Here is a 16,829-nt window from a genome sequence, read left to right on the forward strand (position 1 = left end):
CGATGAAGAAGGGGTGAAGGAAGTGGACAAGTCACAGGTTCTTCTTGCTGAAAACAGCGGGGGAAACTTGTCGGAAAGCAGAAACGGTTTTTCCGGATGTCTGACAGACTTGAAAGACACTGAAAAGGAGTCCGCGCCAATATCTCCGGAAAAAACTGTTAGGAAGGCGAAATCACGCTCCCTGATGCAGGAAGTGACCGCTTTTCTCACCTCCCGCTACCACTTCCGGTTTAACGTGCTGACCGAGGAAACCGAGGTGGCGGGCGTGGAACACAGTATTTCTGATGACCATTTGCGCTACGCCAAAGTGGACGAACGCTGGATGAACTCGCTCAGTCTGGAGGCCATCGAAGCGGGCATAGACTGCTGGGACAGGGACATCCAACGCTTTGTGCGCTCGCGCCGCATCAGCGAATACCATCCCTTTACCGCCTACTTTGAGCAGCTTCCCGAATGGGACGGCACCGACCGGGTATCGGCACTCGCCCGCAGGGTGTCTGATGACCCGGTATGGGTGAACGGTTTCCACCGCTGGATGCTGGGACTCTCCGCCCAATGGATGCAGTTCCATCCGGATACCAACCGTGCCAACAGTGTGGCTCCCCTGCTGGTGAGCAGTCGTCAGGGACTGGGGAAAAGTACGTTCTGCCGCCTGTTGATGCCCGATGCGCTGAAAGCCTACTATACAGAGAGTTACGACCTCAGTTCCCCGGCATCCGCCGAAGCCAGGTTAGCTGCCTACGGCCTGATTAATCTGGATGAATTCGACAAGTTGGGTGCGTCCAAAATGCCCCTGCTGAAGAATCTGATGCAGGCTTCCGCACTGAACATCCGCAAGGCCTACAAACGCAGTGCCTCGGCACTTCCCCGCATCGCCTCGTTTATCGGCACCAGCAACCGGGAAGACCTGCTGGTGGACCGCACCGGCTCGCGACGCTTTCTCTGTGTCAGTCTGGAGCACGCCATAGACTGCACCACCCCCATAGAGCATGAGCAACTGTACGCCCAACTCAAGGCGGAGCTTCTGTCCGGCGAACGCAGCTGGTTCAATAAAGAGGAGGAACAAGCCATACAGCAACACAACGCCCTGTTCTACAAGCATGTACCCGAAGAGGAGGTGTTCCGCCTCTGCTTCCGCTTTGCCACGGAAGAGGACCATCCGCAGGAGGTGCTGACCCTTTCCGCCACCCAGTTGTTCGAGCGGATGAAGTCCGCCCATCCCTCAGCCATGAGGGGCATGACGGCCTACAGCCTGAGCCGCATCCTGCCCCAGTTGGGCGAGCGGGTACATACTGCCAAGGGGAATGTGTATCGGGTAGTGGAATGCTAGGCATCCGCCTTTCTTCTTATTCAGATGGCCCCATTTCCACATATCTTTTCGAAATGAATTAAACTTTTATTTCATAGACTGTTATATAATAAACAAATAAATATTATCTTTGCCAGTCAATAGTAAGCATTTATGGATTACAAACAAAATAAATGAAAAGAAATAAAGTAAACTGGAGAGTTCCTAAAGGTGTGGAACTCACAGACTTAGATAAGAAGGTTCTTTATTATCAGGATAAAGGACATTTGGTTCCCACAAGGGAACTAATCAAAACCCCTGAACAAATAGAAGGTATACGCCGAAGCGGAATCATTAATACCGGAGTCCTGGATTTAGTGGAAAAAGAAATCCATGCCGGTATGAGCACTCTCGAAATTGATAAGTTGGTGTATGATTACACCATATCACACGGTGGTATTCCCGCTACATTAGGTTATGAAGGTTTTCCAAAAAGCTGCTGCACCTCCATTAATGAAGTGGTATGCCATGGTATCCCCAGTGAATTTGATATTTTGGAAGAAGGAGACATTATAAATGTAGACTGTACCACTATTTTGGATGGTTATTATGCCGATGCCTCACGTATGTTTATTATCGGAAAGACCACCCCTAAAAAAGAAAAATTAGTGCAAGTAGCCAAAGAGTGTTTGGAAATCGGTATGGAAGCAGCCAAACCTTTTGGATTTGTAGGCGATATAGGTCATGCTATTGAGAAACATGCCAAAAAGAATGGTTTTTCCGTAGTACGTGACCTCTGTGGACACGGTGTGGGAGTGGAGTTTCACGAAGAACCGGATGTAGAACACTTCGGAAAGAAGGGGACAGGCATGTTATTGGTGCCAGGCATGGTCTTTACTATTGAACCTATGATTAACACCGGAACTTGGGAAGTATTTATAGACGAAGAGGATGGATGGACAGTAGTGACTGAAGATGAACTTCCTTCTGCGCAATGGGAACATACATTCCTTATGACGGAAAACGGACTTGAAATCCTTACACATTAATATATAATAAGGTATATAGATTATGGATACAATTATATTAGGTATAGAATCTTCTTGCGACGACACTTCTGCTGCTGTAATCAAAAACGGTGTCTTGTTGTCGAATGTCGTGTCCAGCCAGGCTGTCCACGAGGCGTATGGCGGTGTTGTTCCGGAATTGGCATCACGCGCACATCAACAAAATATTGTACCTGTAGTGCATGAAGCTTTGAAAAGGGCAGGAGTCACTAAAGAAGACCTAAGTGCAGTGGCTTTCACGCGTGGCCCCGGATTAATGGGCTCCTTATTGGTCGGGGTCTCTTTTGCCAAAGGGTTTGCCCGTTCCTTAAACATCCCAATGATTGATGTTAACCATCTGCAAGCCCATGTGTTAGCTCATTTCATTAAAGAAACAGAAGAAGATACGAACCAGCCTAAATTCCCATTTTTATGTCTCTTAGTATCGGGCGGCAATTCACAGATTATTTTGGTAAAAGCCTATAATGACATGGAAGTGTTGGGGCAAACCATTGATGATGCAGCCGGAGAAGCTATTGACAAATGCTCTAAAGTAATGGGGCTGGGCTATCCCGGTGGTCCCATCATTGACAAACTGGCCCGCCAAGGAAACCCGAAAGCATTTACATTCAGCAAACCGCATATTCCTGATTACAACTACAGCTTTAGCGGACTAAAAACTTCTTTCCTCTACTCCTTGCGCGATTGGTTGAAAGAAGATCCTGACTTTATCGAACATCATAAAAATGATTTGGCAGCTTCACTGGAAGCAACCGTTGTGGATATTCTGATGGACAAACTGAGGAAAGTAGCCAAAGCACACAAGATAAACGAAGTAGCTGTAGCCGGAGGAGTATCAGCCAACAACGGCTTGCGCAATTCATTCCATGAACACGCCGCCAAATATGGATGGAAAATATATATTCCAAAGTTCAGTTACACAACTGATAATGCAGCAATGATTGCCATTACCGGTTATTATAAGTATTTGGACAAAGATTTTTGCACCATTGACAAACCCGCATATTCACGGGTAACAATTTAATATTTATCAAAAAACAGTTTTTCGAAATGTCAGTAGAAGGTAAATTTTTAAGTAAAGAGATTAGCGAATTGTTTTGGAAAGAGAACCTGACACTCGCTACCGCCGAGAGCTGCACGGCAGGAAATGTGGCAGCCGCAATTACAGCCGTAGCCGGAACATCACACTTTTTCAAAGGTGGAATTATTGCCTATTCCAACGAAGTAAAAGAGAATTTATTAGGTGTGAGCCATGAAACATTAGAGACTTATGGAGCAGTAAGCAAAGAAACCGTTGTCGAAATGGTAAAAGGCGCGATGAAATCGATGAATTCCGACTGCGCAATTGCCACTTCAGGTATTGCCGGCCCGACAGGGGGTACTCCCGACAAACCGGTTGGCACCATTTGGATTGCCGCCGGATGTAAAGACAAAGTAATTACGCTCAAAATCGAAGGGGACGAAGGAAGAAACAAAAATATTGCAAATGCCACCCAAAATGCATTGCAATTACTCCGAAAATTGTTCCAAAACGAAGAAAATGAGCAATAAATGCAGAATTATTTGCCAAAAACCTTGTTTTATACAAATAAAAGTGCTTATTTTGCACTCCGTTTGAAACAAGTATTGAAAAAAACTATAAAAATAAGATAGCAATGTCGAAGATTTGTCAAATTACCGGAAAGAAAGCCATGATTGGCAACAATGTTTCACACTCTAAGAGAAGAACCAAAAGAACTTTTGATGTGAACTTGTTTACTAAGAAATTCTACTATGTAGAACAAGATTGCTGGATTAGCCTGAATATCTGTGCTAACGGCTTACGTGTGATTAATAAAAAAGGCCTGGATGCAGCGCTGAATGAAGCGGTTACCAAAGGCTATTGTGATTGGAAAAGCATCAAAATTATTGGTTAATTAAAAAGGAGAGATAGACTATGGCAAAGAAGGCTAAAGGTAATAGAGTACAGGTAATCCTTGAATGCACAGAAATGAAGGATAGTGGTATGCCGGGAACTTCTCGTTACATTACAACAAAGAATAGAAAAAATACCACTGAAAGATTGGAACTTAAGAAGTACAATCCTATTTTGAAAAGAGTAACAGTACACAAAGAAATTAAATAATTATAACCCATGGCAAAGAAAACAGTCGCAACCCTTCAGACAGGTAAAGAAGGACGTTCTTACACTAAGGTTATCAAGATGGTTAAATCTCCGAAGACTGGAGCATACATCTTCGATGAACAAATGGTACCTAACGAAAAAGTTCAAGACTTTTTCAAGAAATAATCCAATCACTCCGATTGGCAAAAAGTTCCTTTCACATTGTGTGAAAGGAACTTTTTTATGCATAACCGTTATCATTATCGCACATTATAACCAATCATTCTGACGCTTTTTTTTGTCCGTGTAAGAGATTAGTTATATCTTTGTAGCATAAACAGATAAATCAAACTCCAATATGGGATTTTTTAATTTTTTCTCGAAAGAAAAGAAGGAAACTTTAGACAAAGGATTGTCCAAAACCAAAGAAAGTGTATTTAGTAAGATAGCCCGCGCCGTGGCCGGTAAATCAAAAGTAGACGATGAAGTATTGGATAATCTGGAAGAAGTACTCATTACTTCCGATGTAGGTGTGGAAACTACTCTGAATATCATCAAGCGTATAGAAGACAGAGTGGCAAAGGATAAATATGTCAACACGCAAGAACTGAACAATATCCTTCGTGAAGAAATCGCTGCTTTGCTGACTGAAAATAATACGGTGGATTCAGAAGAATTCACAGTCCCCGCAGGCAAGAAACCTTATGTCATAATGGTAGTAGGTGTAAATGGAGTAGGTAAAACGACCACTATTGGAAAATTGGCCTACCAATTTAAGAAAGCAGGTAAATCTGTTTATCTTGGAGCTGCCGATACGTTCCGTGCCGCTGCCGTAGAGCAGTTGGATATTTGGGGTGAACGTGTTGGAGTGCCCGTTATCAAACAGAAGATGGGCTCAGACCCTGCCTCTGTTGCTTTTGATACCCTGAGTTCGGCTGTTGCCAACAACGCAGATGTTGTCATCATTGATACTGCCGGCCGTCTGCACAACAAAGTCAACTTGATGAATGAGTTGACTAAAATCAAGAATGTAATGAAAAAAGTAGTACCCGATGCTCCCCATGAAGTATTGCTGGTACTGGATGGCTCTACAGGACAAAATGCCTTTGAACAAGCCAAGCAGTTTACTCTTGCAACCGAAGTTACCGCTATGGCTATTACTAAACTTGACGGAACAGCAAAAGGTGGTGTAGTCATCGGCATTTCAGACCAATTTAAGATTCCTGTAAAATACATCGGATTGGGAGAAGGTATCGAAGACATGCAAGTATTCCGCAAAAAAGAATTTGTAGACTCACTATTTGGAGAGACAGAAAAATAAATGAAACGTAACACAATAGATATTATCACCTTAGGGTGTTCCAAAAACTTAGTAGACTCGGAAAAGCTGATGCGTCAGCTGGAAGCAAACGGTTACAAAGCAACTCATGACGCCGAAAATCCCCAAGGAGAAATTGCAGTTATCAATACTTGCGGTTTCATTGGGGATGCTAAAGAAGAATCCATCAACATGATATTGGAATTCTGTCAGGCTAAAGAGGAGGGAAGACTGAAGAAGCTCTATGTAATGGGTTGTCTATCCGAGAGATACTTGAAAGAGTTGGAGTTAGAAATTCCTCAAGTGGACAAGTTTTATGGTAAGTTCAATTGGAATGAACTACTTGCTGACTTAGGCAAAGCCTATAAATCGGAATTCGCTATTGAGCGTACACTGACCACTCCTCATCATTATGCTTATTTAAAAATATCGGAAGGCTGCGACAGGAAGTGTTCATATTGCGCTATCCCCATTATTACAGGCCGACACATCTCACGTCCGATGGAAGAAATCATCGATGAAGTGAAATTGCTTGTTTCTGAAGGGGTAAAGGAATTTCAGATTATAGCACAAGAATTAACCTATTATGGCATAGATTTATACAAAAGTCAGAAATTGCCCGAACTCATCGAAAGAATTGCCAATGTTCCGGGGGTGGAATGGATTCGCTTACACTACGCTTATCCGGCACACTTCCCTGAAGAGCTGTTCAAGGTGATGCGCGAACACGATAATGTTTGCAAGTATATGGATATTGCTCTGCAACACATCAGCGATAATATGTTAAGCAAAATGCGCCGCCATGTGACAAAAGCAGAAACATACGATTTAATCGAGAAATTCCGTAAAGAAGTACCGGGTATCCATTTACGCACCACATTAATGGTAGGACATCCGGGTGAGAGTGAGGAAGATTTTGAAGAATTGAAGGAATTCATCAGAAAAGTACGATTTGACCGTATGGGAGCCTTTGCTTATTCGGAAGAAGAAGGTACATACGCTGCTCAAGAATATATGGATTCTATTTCGCATGAGGTAAAGCAGCAACGATTGGATGAGTTGATGGCTATTCAACAGGAAATTGCCGGTGAGCTGAGTGCTGCAAAAATAGGGAAAGAATTCAAAGTAATCATCGACCGTCAGGAAGGAGAGTATTACATAGGTCGTACACAGTTTGATTCACCTGAAGTAGATCCTGAAGTTTTAATTAAAGCAGATGGAAAACATTTGAATACAGGCGAGTTCTATAACGTCCGAATTACAGATGCTGATGATTTCGACCTATATGGTAGCATCTTATAAGTAATTTCCTCCGAAAAGTTTGGAGAATGTTTGTTTTTTTATTAATATAGCAGCCAAATTAATAAGCCAAAGCCTTGAATAACAAAGAATTTATATCCGAGCTTTCGCGTAGATTTGGATATACCAACAAAGATACAACTCAATTGGTATCCTCAGTGATAAGCGCCATGACCCAACAGTTGCAAGATGGAAATACTGTCGCAATTCAGGGCTTCGGCACTTTCGAGGTAAAAAAGAAGTTAGAACGTATTTCTATTAATCCTGCTACGCAACAACGTATGTTGATACCTCCCAAATTGGTATTGACATATAAACCGAGTGCAATATTAAAAGAAAAGTTTAAATAAATACTCCCTTAAGACATACGATTGACATACTATGAGTGACAAAATAACCATACAAGATATTATCGAACTTTTGGCAGAGAAACACGGCATGAGCAAAAAGGATGCCGAAGCCTTTGTTAAAGGAGTTTTTGACCTTATCGAAGAAGCATTGGCTTCTGAAAAGTATGTAAAAGTCAAGGGATTAGGTACTTTTAAACTAACAGAAGTAGAAAGCCGCGAAAGCGTTAATGTAAATACAGGTGAACGCTTTCAAATACAGGGGCACAACAAAATATCGTTTACTCCCGATACTACCATGAAGGATTTGATTAATAAACCGTTCGCACATTTTGAAACGGTTATCCTGAATGAGAATACCCAACTGGAAGATACGGAAACAGAATTTGAAGGAGAAAACGATGGAGAGGAGAGTGCGGAGGAAGTCATCTCCACCCCTGAAGTTCCAAAAGACGATGACGCCCACACTATCACCAATGTATCCGACAATGGGGTTGATATTCAACCGGTAACCGATGTTGCCGAACCGGAAAAAACAATAGCGGCGGATGAAACAAGTAAAGTGGTGGAAGAGCAACAACCGACAGAGGAAAACCCTTTGGCGGAAGAAGCTCCGAAAGCAGTAGAAAAAACTTCGAAAGAAGAACCTGTCGACATTGCAGAAGCTGTAGTAGAAGCGCTTCAAGAAGAGAAAACAGTTTCGGAAACAATCACAGTGTCTAAGGCTGTTGCTTCGGAACCACAATTGGTAACAGTTCCGGAGGACTCGTTGAAAACTCCTGAAAAACCGTTGAAAGAGGAGAAGAAGAAAAGCCCATGGGGAATCATTATTGCAATTATTCTTGTCCTTTGCATTGCCGGCGGTATTTATTGGTTCATGCAATCATCATCAAATAAACAGCCGGTAAAGAAATCCGTTACTACAACACTACCACCTACTGTAAAAGAAGTGCCAAACGACTCCGTCAGTCTCCGGCAGCAGGATACCGCTTCGGTAAGCAACTTGCAGACAAAAGAACCGGTTCAACCACAACCGGCAGAGACTCCTTTGCAGCAGCAACCGACAAAACCGGAAAGCCATTCCTCCGTAAAGTCAGCCGTCAATCAAGAGATAGCCAAAGTGACACTGGCGGACACTGTAGAGTATGACATTGTGGGCACCATGACCAATTATACTCTTCAAGAAGGAGAAAGTCTCATAAAATTAGCACTGAAATTTTATGGAACAAAGAAGTTGTGGCCATACATTGTAAAGCATAACAAAAACGTAATCAAAGATGCTGACAGAGTCCCCATCGGAACAACATTACGCATCCCGGAATTGACTCCAAAGAAGTAATAAACCACCGCTAATTTTCATTTTAAAATTCTTTAGCCCAATATCCTTTAAAAAGTAGAGATGCGCTTTACTTTTTTAATAAAAATTAGTTGCCTCAGTTAATTAATTACCGTAATTTTGGCTGCGTTAATCGAACAAGGCCGTCGCAAGGCCGTTATAATGATTTAAAAAAGAAATAACTAAATAACAAAATTATGGCTGAAGCAATTGATATTCGCGAACTAAACGAACGAATTGAAAGACAAAGTGCGTTTGTAACCAACTTGATGACCGGTATGGATCAGGTTATCGTAGGTCAAAAACATTTGGTAGAATCTTTACTTATCGGTTTGTTGTCCGATGGTCACATCCTGTTGGAAGGTGTTCCGGGTCTGGCAAAGACCTTAGCAATCAAGACTCTTGCATCATTGATAGATGCCAAGTACAGCCGAATCCAGTTTACACCGGACTTACTCCCGGCCGACGTTATCGGTACCATGATTTATAGTCAGAAAGATGAGAGATTCATCGCTAAGAAAGGACCGATATTCGCCAATTTCGTATTGGCAGATGAAATCAACCGTGCTCCGGCCAAAGTGCAAAGTGCTTTGCTGGAAGCTATGCAGGAACGTCAGGTTACACTGAGTAAGGAAACATTCCTGTTGCCCGAACCATTTCTCGTAATGGCTACCCAAAACCCGATTGAACAGGAAGGTACTTACCCATTGCCTGAAGCGCAAGTAGACCGCTTTATGCTGAAAGTCATTATAGACTATCCGAAACTGGAAGAAGAAAAGAAAATTATCCGTCAAAACATCAGTGGCGAAAAGATTGAAGTCCGCCCCATTTTGAAGTCAGAAGATATTATGGAAGCTCGCAAAGTCGTTCGGCAAGTATACTTGGACGAAAAGATTGAGCAATACATTGCCGATATCGTATTCGCAACCCGCTATCCTGAAAAGTATGATTTGAAAGAATTGAAAGATATGATTGGTTTTGGTGGTTCACCTCGTGCTTCCATCAATTTGGCTTTAGCTGCACGCAGTTATGCGTTCATCAAGCGTCGCGGCTATGTCATTCCCGAAGATGTGCGCGCTGTTGCCCATGACGTACTTCGCCACCGTATCGGTCTGACTTACGAGGCAGAAGCCAGCAACATGACTTCTGACGAAATCATCAGCAAGATTCTGAACAAGGTGGAAGTGCCTTAAAGAATAAGATTTCTGCAGGATATCAAGTACTTTTTTGTGGATATAACCGTGTTTGCAAGCATTGCATCTGCGGAGATAAACATCATACAGCAGATTTCCTGCGGAAAAGAAGATTAACAAGCCGAAGAAAAGCTCGGAACAACAGTAAAAGTTTATCATTTCATAATAGTGGAATGATAAAGGCATCGGTATATCATCCTATTTCCATGATGAGAAAGGGAAAATCCGATGCACTTGAAAACAAATAACTTAGTACGAACAGTATGGAAACAAGTGATTTATTAAAACGGGTTCGCCAGATTGAAATCAAGACACGCGGACTTTCGAATAATATCTTTGCCGGGCAGTATCACTCTGCATTCAAGGGTAAAGGTATGTCATTCTCGGAAGTGCGTGAGTATCAGTATGGTGACGATGTTAGAGATATAGATTGGAACGTGACCGCACGCTATAACAAGCCCTTTGTAAAAGTGTTTGAAGAGGAACGCGAATTGACGGTCATGCTCCTGATTGACGTTTCGAATAGCTTGGATTTCGGTACGGTGAAACAGATGAAGAAGGATATGGTAACCGAGATTGCCGCCACTCTAGCATTCTCCGCTATTCAGAACAACGATAAAATTGGCGTCATTTTCTTTTCGGATCGGATTGAAAAGTTCATTCCGCCCAAGAAAGGACGCAAACATATTCTGTATATCATCCGCGAACTGCTTGACTTTAAGCCCGAAAGTAAGCGTACAGATATCAAAATGGCAGTGGAATATCTGACCAATGTAATAAAGAAACGTTGCACTACCTTTATGCTGAGTGACTTTATTGATGAAAAGGACTTCCGCAATGCATTGACTATTGCCAACCGCAAGCATGATATTGTCGCCATTCAGGTATACGACCGCCGAATCACCGATCTTCCCGATGTGGGTTTAATGAAGGTACGTGATGCTGAAACGGGACACGAACAATGGATTGATACCTCGTCTCGTACTTTGCGACGCGCACACAACGAATGGTGGTTACAACGTCAGGGTACGCTGAACGAAACCTTTACAAAAAGCAATGTAGACTCTGTATCTATCCGCACCGATCAGGATTACGTAAAAGCGTTGCTTAACTTATTTGCTAAACGAAACTAATGAACATGAAGATAATACATACTAGCAAAAAGTTCTTGAAAGTATTGGCTTGTGCCACGATGCTGCTGACAGCACATCAGGCACAGGCACAACAGGTTACAGTGGATGCAAGCATCGACTCTCTACAGCTTCTTATCGGCGAACAGGCCAAAATAAAGTTGGAAGTCAGTATGGATGCCAATCAAAAATTGATACTTCCCGCTTTGCGTGACACCATTGTGAGGGGAGTGGAAATTCTTGATATTGCCAAGCCTGATACCCAAATATTGAACGATGGACGGCGAATGCTCATCAAACAAGAATATACTATCACTTCTTTCGACTCGGCACTTTACTATCTGCCGCCTCTCGAAGTGTTGGTTAACAATCAGGCATACCGTTCAAAAGCATTGGCACTGAAGGTTTATTCCATTCCGGTCGATACACTTCATCCCGAGCAGTTTTTCGGTCCGAAAACAGTTCGCGAGGTTCCCCTCACTTGGGAGGATATTTCAACTATTGTGTGGCTCGTGTTGCTGATGTGGGCATTGGCGGGACTGGGGTATTATTTATATGTAAGATATAAAGATAATAAGCCTATTATCAAGAAAATAAAGGTAGAACCGAAATTACCGCCCCATCAACAGGCATTACAGGAAATAGAGCGTATCAAGAGCAATAAAACATTGCGCAGCACCGACCCGAAAGAGTATTACACAGAGCTGACCGATGTGCTTCGCAACTATATGGCAGAACGTTTCGGATTTAACGCAATGGAGATGACTTCTTCCGAAATTATTGATAAACTGCAGGATATCAGTGACAAAGAATCTATCAAAGACTTGATGTTCCTGTTCCAAACTGCTGACCTTGTAAAATTCGCCAAACATTCACCGCTGATGAATGAAAACGATATGAACTTAGTCAATGCGGTAGACTTTATCAACAACACCAAGGTGGAACCGGATCCGAATGCCAAACCCGAACCTACGGAAATCACCGTGGAAGAAAAGCGTTCAAAACAAGGAAGAATTATCTTGCTGAGCAGCATAGGAGTGATTGTCATTGCTATCGTAGTGATTCTCTATCAGGTGCTTCGCGGCATATACAATCTCTGGTTTTAACTCATAAATACTAGAAACAATGATTTTTGCAAATATTGAATATCTATTTCTGCTGGTATTACTCATACCTTATATAATATGGTATGTGATGAGGAGGCAAAAGACTGAGCCCACACTCCAAGTCTCTACCACCCGCATGTATATGAAGGCACCCCGAAGCTGGAAAATTTACCTGCTGCATGCCCCATTTGTGCTCCGCATAGTAGCTATCGTTATGGTAATCCTTATTTTGGCACGCCCTCAGACCACTGACAACTGGCAGAATACCGAAATAGAAGGTATCGACATCATGCTGGCAGTAGACGTTTCTACCAGTATGCTGGCTGAGGACTTGAAACCTAACCGCTTGGAAGCTGCCAAACAAGTGGCATCCGAATTTATCAACGGCCGTCCAAACGATAATATCGGTCTGACCATCTTTGCCGGCGAAAGTTTCACCCAATGTCCGTTGACGGTAGACCACGGAGTACTGCTGAATCTTTTTAACGGTATCAAAGGTGACATTGCCCAGCGCGGATTGATAGAAGACGGTACTGCCATCGGTATGGGCATCGCTAATGCGGTAACCCGACTGAAAGACAGCAAAGCAAAGTCCAAAGTGATTATTCTGCTGACAGACGGTAGTAACAACCGTGGAGACATTTCTCCAATGACCGCTGCCGAAATCGCCAAAAAATTTGGTATCAGAATTTACACCATCGGGGTAGGTACTAACGGAACAGCTCCTTATCCGATGCAAACATACGCAGGAACACAATATGTGAATATTCCTGTGGAAATTGATGAGAAGACTTTGACCGAAATTGCCGGAGCAACAAACGGGAACTATTTCCGTGCTACCAGTAACTCTAAGCTAAAGGAAGTTTATCAGGAGATTGACAAACTGGAGAAAACGAAGTTGAACGTAAAAGAGTTCAGCAAACGCGAAGAAGAATACCAGATATTTGCCTGGGTTGCTTTTTTCTGTATTCTGCTCGAAATCTTATTGCGCAACTCAGTATTAAAGAAAATACCTTAAAAACAAGAAGTTATGTTTCGATTTGCAGACCCGAACTTTTTATATTTGCTCATCATACTACCTTTTGTAGTAGCGCTGTACTTGTATTCCAATTACCGCCGCCGCCAAAACATTCGCAAGTATGGTGATCCGGCATTACTCAAACAGTTGATGCCGACTATCTCCAAATATCGCCCTGACATTAAGTTTTGGCTGATTTTTACTGCGCTCACATTGGTAATCCTGATGTTGGCACGCCCCCAATTCGGTTCCAAGATGGAAACGGTAAAACGTAGTGGGGTAGAAGCTGTCATTGCATTGGATATCTCCAACTCAATGTTGGCGGAAGATGTGACTCCAAGTCGTCTGGACAAAGCAAAGAAGCTTATTTCCAGACTAGTGGATACATTCAACAATGATAAAGTAGGTTTAATCGTATTTGCCGGAGATGCATTCACGCAATTGCCCATTACGAGCGACTATGTGTCTGCCAAGATGTTTCTGGAGACCATCAATCCTTCGCTGATAACCACGCAAGGTACAGATATCGGTGCAGCTATTCGTTTAGCAATGAAAAGCTTTACTCCACAGGAAGGCGTGGGACGTGCCATTATAGTCATCACCGACGGTGAAAATCACGAAGGTGGTGCTGTGGAAGCTGCTAAGGAAGCAGCCGAAAAAGGTATGCAAGTGTTTGTATTGGGTATCGGCTCGCCCGACGGTTCTCCTATTCCTTCAGAAAGAGGCAGTAACGATTATCGCCGGGATAAAGATGGAAACGTCATTGTAACTCGTTTGAACGAGCAAATGTGTCAGGAAATAGCCAAAGCCGGCAATGGAATGTACATCCGCGTGGATAATTCCAACTCGGCAGAGAAAATACTTAACAACGAGATTGCTAAACTTTCGAAAGCCGATGTAGAAAGTCAAGTTTATACCGAATTTGATGAGCAATTCCAAGCGTTGGCGTGGCTGATACTCATTCTGCTGATTGCAGAAATGCTTATTTTGGAACGGAAGAATCCGCTTTTCAAAAATGTGAGACTATTTAAATAAATGCTTATGTTACAGAAAACCTATATCACCCTGTTATTCTTGCTTGCGGCAGGAGGCAGTGCCTTTGCCCAAAAGACAGATAGAGATTATCTGCGTAGCGGAAACAAGCTGTACAACGACAGCTTGTTTGTCAAAGCGGAGGTGGATTATCGCAAAGCACTGGAAGTGAACCCGAAGTCGACGGATGCTATGTTCAACTTGGGCAATTCGCTCTTGATGCAACAAAAAGCAAAAGAAGCAATGGAACAATTTGAATCGGCTTCAAAGGTAGAAAAAGATAAGGATAAACTTGCTCAGATTTATCATAATATGGGTGTCATCCTTCAGGCTTCCAAACAATATCCCCAATGCATCGAGGCCTATAAAGAGTCTTTGCGCAATAATCCGAAAGACAATGAAACGCGCTATAATCTCGCTTTGGCACAGAAATTACTAAAAGACCAGCAACAAAACCAGCAAAATCAAGACCAGAACAAAGATCAAAAACAGGATCAGAAAGACGACCAGAAAGACCAAAACAAAGATCAGCAAAATCAAGATAAGAAAGACCAGCAACAGAACCAAAATCAACAACAGCAACAGAATAAGGATGAAATGTCCAAAGAAAATGCCCAGCAATTGTTGAATGCGGTGATGCAGGATGAGAAGAATGTGCAGGATAAAGTGAAAAAACAAATGCAAATTCGAGGAAAGAAGTTGGATAAAGACTGGTAATTGTTTAATTTTGACGATTAAAATAACTAAATAGAAAAATGAGGAAAGTAATTCTCTTATTCATATTAATAACTACGGTGTTGGGAGCATGGGCGGACGGAACTCAGACGCTGACGGCAACAGCACCCGATGTGGTAGTGAGCGGTGACCAATTTCGATTAACCTATACGGTTAATACACAGAAAGTTAGAGATTTCCGAGCTCCAAGCATAAAGGGATTTGAAGTACTGATGGGTCCCACAGCTTCTCGACAGAGCAGCACGCAAATCATTAATGGTAATGTAACTTCGACCAGTTCCGTTACTTATACCTATATATTGATGGCCGATAAGGAAGGAACCTATACCATTCCGGCAGCAACAATCGTTGCCGATGGACATTCCCTTTCTTCCAATACGGTGACTATCAAAGTACTTCCACCTGATCAAGCCAATGGTGTAGGAGGGAATCAGGCAGGAAATCCATCTTCTTCCCGGAGCCAAGCCACAAGTAGCAAGATTACCAATAAAGACTTGTTTATCACAGCTTCGGCAAATAAGACCACCGTTTACGAGCAAGAGGCTATTCTGCTGACTTACAAGGTTTACACGTTGGTAGATTTGAGGGGCCTCCGTGGAAGTATGCCCGACTTGAAAGGTTTCCATACGCAAGAAGTAGAGCTTCCGGGTAAAAAGGTATTCACTTTGGAACACTATAACGGAAGAAACTACAATACTACCGTCTGGAGTCAATACATTCTGTTTCCGCAGCAATCAGGTAAATTGGAAGTACCCTCCATTACCTTCGAAGGTACCGTTGCGCAACGAGTAGCCTCGGATGATCCATTCGATGCTTTCTTCAATGGTGGAAGTAATTACGTAGAGATAAACAAAAACATCGTAACTCCCAAGTTGGTTATCAATGTAAAGGAATTGCCGGCCGGAAAGCCAGCCAATTTCTCGGGTGGAGTAGGTGAGTTCACAATCAGCTCTTCCATCAATACACAAGAACTGAAAACAAATGATGCCGTTACCATCAAGTTGATTATTTCAGGTGTAGGAAATCTGAAGTTGATTAACACACCCGAAGTCGATTTTCCAAAAGATTTCGAGGTTTATGACCCGAAGATTGATAATAAGTTCAATTTGACTCGTGAAGGGTTATCCGGAAATAAAGTGATTGAATATCTGGCGATTCCCAGACATGCGGGAAACTTCACGATTCCTCCTGTAGAGTTCTCTTACTTCGATTTGAAGTCACAAACTTACAAGACGCTGAAAACAGAGCCTTATACGCTGAAAGTAGAAAAAGGAGAAGGAAATGCTGATCAAGTAATTGCCGACTTCACTAATAAAGAAGATTTAAAAGTACTAGGCAAAGATATACGTTATATCAAAATGGGAGAAAGTAAACTGACCCGGAAAGACGATTTCTTTTTCGGTTCTGTCACTTACTATTTATGGTATATTATTCCATTGGCTCTCTTCATTGCATTTGTCGTTGTTTATCGGAAAAAAGCAATAGAAAATGCCAATGTTGCCAAAGTACGTACCAAGAAAGCAAACAAAGTGGCTACCAAACGAATGAAGAATGCGGGTAAATTGTTAGCGGAAAATAAGAAAGAAGCATTCTATGACGAAGTGCTGAAGGCACTTTGGGGCTATATCAGTGACAAACTGAATATTCCAGTTTCTAAACTTTCGAAAGATAATATTGAGGAAGATTTAACCAAGTATGGGGTTTCTCCTGAACTTATCAAAGAATTTATCGAAACATTAAATGAATGTGAATTTGCCCGTTATGCACCAGGTAACCAGAACGAGGCAATGGATAAGGTATATTCTTCTGCCATTGAAGTCATCAGCAAGATGGAGAATAGTATAAAGCACTAATTA

General features: G+C 42.5%; 18 protein-coding genes. All 18 read left to right on the plus strand.

Going from position 1 to position 16,829, the window contains the following annotated elements; genetic code table 11:
- A partial coding sequence (locus QYT14_RS07095; protein ID WP_289826317.1) for a VapE domain-containing protein occupies positions 1 to 1,330 on the plus strand: 1,330 nt, incomplete at its 5' end.
- Between the two features lie 152 nt (positions 1,331 to 1,482).
- The gene (gene map / locus QYT14_RS07100) at positions 1,483 to 2,337 is read left to right on the plus strand and encodes a type I methionyl aminopeptidase (protein WP_237039393.1); all 855 of its coding nucleotides are present in this window, start codon (positions 1,483 to 1,485) and stop codon (positions 2,335 to 2,337) included.
- A 22-nt stretch (positions 2,338 to 2,359) separates the two neighbouring features.
- Positions 2,360 to 3,379 carry a tRNA (adenosine(37)-N6)-threonylcarbamoyltransferase complex transferase subunit TsaD gene (tsaD, locus tag QYT14_RS07105; RefSeq protein ID WP_237039392.1) on the plus strand — a complete coding sequence of 340 codons (1,020 nt, stop codon included), beginning with the start codon at positions 2,360 to 2,362 and terminating at the stop codon, positions 3,377 to 3,379.
- A gap of 26 nt (positions 3,380 to 3,405) precedes the next feature.
- Positions 3,406 to 3,906, plus strand: coding sequence for a CinA family protein (locus tag QYT14_RS07110; protein WP_289824090.1), 501 nt, complete (start codon positions 3,406 to 3,408; stop codon positions 3,904 to 3,906).
- A 104-nt stretch (positions 3,907 to 4,010) separates the two neighbouring features.
- A complete protein-coding gene (gene rpmB, locus QYT14_RS07115; protein WP_005841284.1) occupies positions 4,011 to 4,271 on the plus strand; it encodes a 50S ribosomal protein L28 in 261 nt (86 codons plus the stop codon).
- 20 nt (positions 4,272 to 4,291) lie between these two features.
- A complete protein-coding gene (gene rpmG, locus QYT14_RS07120; RefSeq protein ID WP_005841291.1) occupies positions 4,292 to 4,480 on the plus strand; it encodes a 50S ribosomal protein L33 in 189 nt (62 codons plus the stop codon).
- A 9-nt stretch (positions 4,481 to 4,489) separates the two neighbouring features.
- Positions 4,490 to 4,645, plus strand: a complete 156-nt coding sequence (locus tag QYT14_RS07125; protein WP_005841293.1) for a DUF4295 domain-containing protein — start codon at positions 4,490 to 4,492, stop codon at positions 4,643 to 4,645.
- 172 nt (positions 4,646 to 4,817) lie between these two features.
- Positions 4,818 to 5,780, plus strand: a complete 963-nt coding sequence (ftsY, locus tag QYT14_RS07130) for a signal recognition particle-docking protein FtsY (protein ID WP_237039390.1) — start codon at positions 4,818 to 4,820, stop codon at positions 5,778 to 5,780.
- Positions 5,781 to 7,079, plus strand: coding sequence for a 30S ribosomal protein S12 methylthiotransferase RimO (gene rimO / locus QYT14_RS07135; protein ID WP_288324802.1), 1,299 nt, complete (start codon positions 5,781 to 5,783; stop codon positions 7,077 to 7,079). It abuts the gene before it with no gap.
- Positions 7,080 to 7,153: 74 nt separating this feature from the next.
- Positions 7,154 to 7,426 (plus strand): HU family DNA-binding protein, encoded by a 273-nt coding sequence (locus QYT14_RS07140; RefSeq protein ID WP_288324801.1) that lies wholly within the window; start codon positions 7,154 to 7,156, stop codon positions 7,424 to 7,426.
- A 31-nt stretch (positions 7,427 to 7,457) separates the two neighbouring features.
- Positions 7,458 to 8,762, plus strand: coding sequence for an HU family DNA-binding protein (locus tag QYT14_RS07145; protein WP_288324800.1), 1,305 nt, complete (start codon positions 7,458 to 7,460; stop codon positions 8,760 to 8,762).
- A gap of 194 nt (positions 8,763 to 8,956) precedes the next feature.
- Positions 8,957 to 9,952 (plus strand): MoxR family ATPase, encoded by a 996-nt coding sequence (locus QYT14_RS07150; protein ID WP_237039387.1) that lies wholly within the window; start codon positions 8,957 to 8,959, stop codon positions 9,950 to 9,952.
- 263 nt (positions 9,953 to 10,215) lie between these two features.
- Positions 10,216 to 11,085: a DUF58 domain-containing protein gene (locus QYT14_RS07155; protein WP_288324799.1), complete on the plus strand. Its 870-nt coding sequence runs from the start codon at positions 10,216 to 10,218 to the stop codon at positions 11,083 to 11,085.
- Between the two features lie 5 nt (positions 11,086 to 11,090).
- Positions 11,091 to 12,188 (plus strand): BatD family protein, encoded by a 1,098-nt coding sequence (locus QYT14_RS07160; RefSeq protein WP_237039385.1) that lies wholly within the window; start codon positions 11,091 to 11,093, stop codon positions 12,186 to 12,188.
- 19 nt (positions 12,189 to 12,207) lie between these two features.
- Positions 12,208 to 13,206, plus strand: coding sequence for a VWA domain-containing protein (locus QYT14_RS07165; RefSeq protein WP_237039384.1), 999 nt, complete (start codon positions 12,208 to 12,210; stop codon positions 13,204 to 13,206).
- 12 nt (positions 13,207 to 13,218) lie between these two features.
- On the plus strand, positions 13,219 to 14,241 hold the full coding sequence (locus tag QYT14_RS07170; RefSeq protein ID WP_237039383.1) for a VWA domain-containing protein: 1,023 nt from the start codon (positions 13,219 to 13,221) through the stop codon (positions 14,239 to 14,241).
- A 6-nt stretch (positions 14,242 to 14,247) separates the two neighbouring features.
- A complete protein-coding gene (locus tag QYT14_RS07175) occupies positions 14,248 to 14,955 on the plus strand; it encodes a tetratricopeptide repeat protein (protein WP_237039382.1) in 708 nt (235 codons plus the stop codon).
- Positions 14,956 to 14,993: 38 nt separating this feature from the next.
- The gene (locus tag QYT14_RS07180; protein ID WP_288324798.1) at positions 14,994 to 16,826 is read left to right on the plus strand and encodes a BatD family protein; all 1,833 of its coding nucleotides are present in this window, start codon (positions 14,994 to 14,996) and stop codon (positions 16,824 to 16,826) included.
- Positions 16,827 to 16,829 lie beyond the last annotated feature (3 nt).

The organism is uncultured Phocaeicola sp. (assembly GCF_948499155.1).
Lineage (GTDB): Bacteria > Bacteroidota > Bacteroidia > Bacteroidales > Bacteroidaceae > Phocaeicola > Phocaeicola faecalis.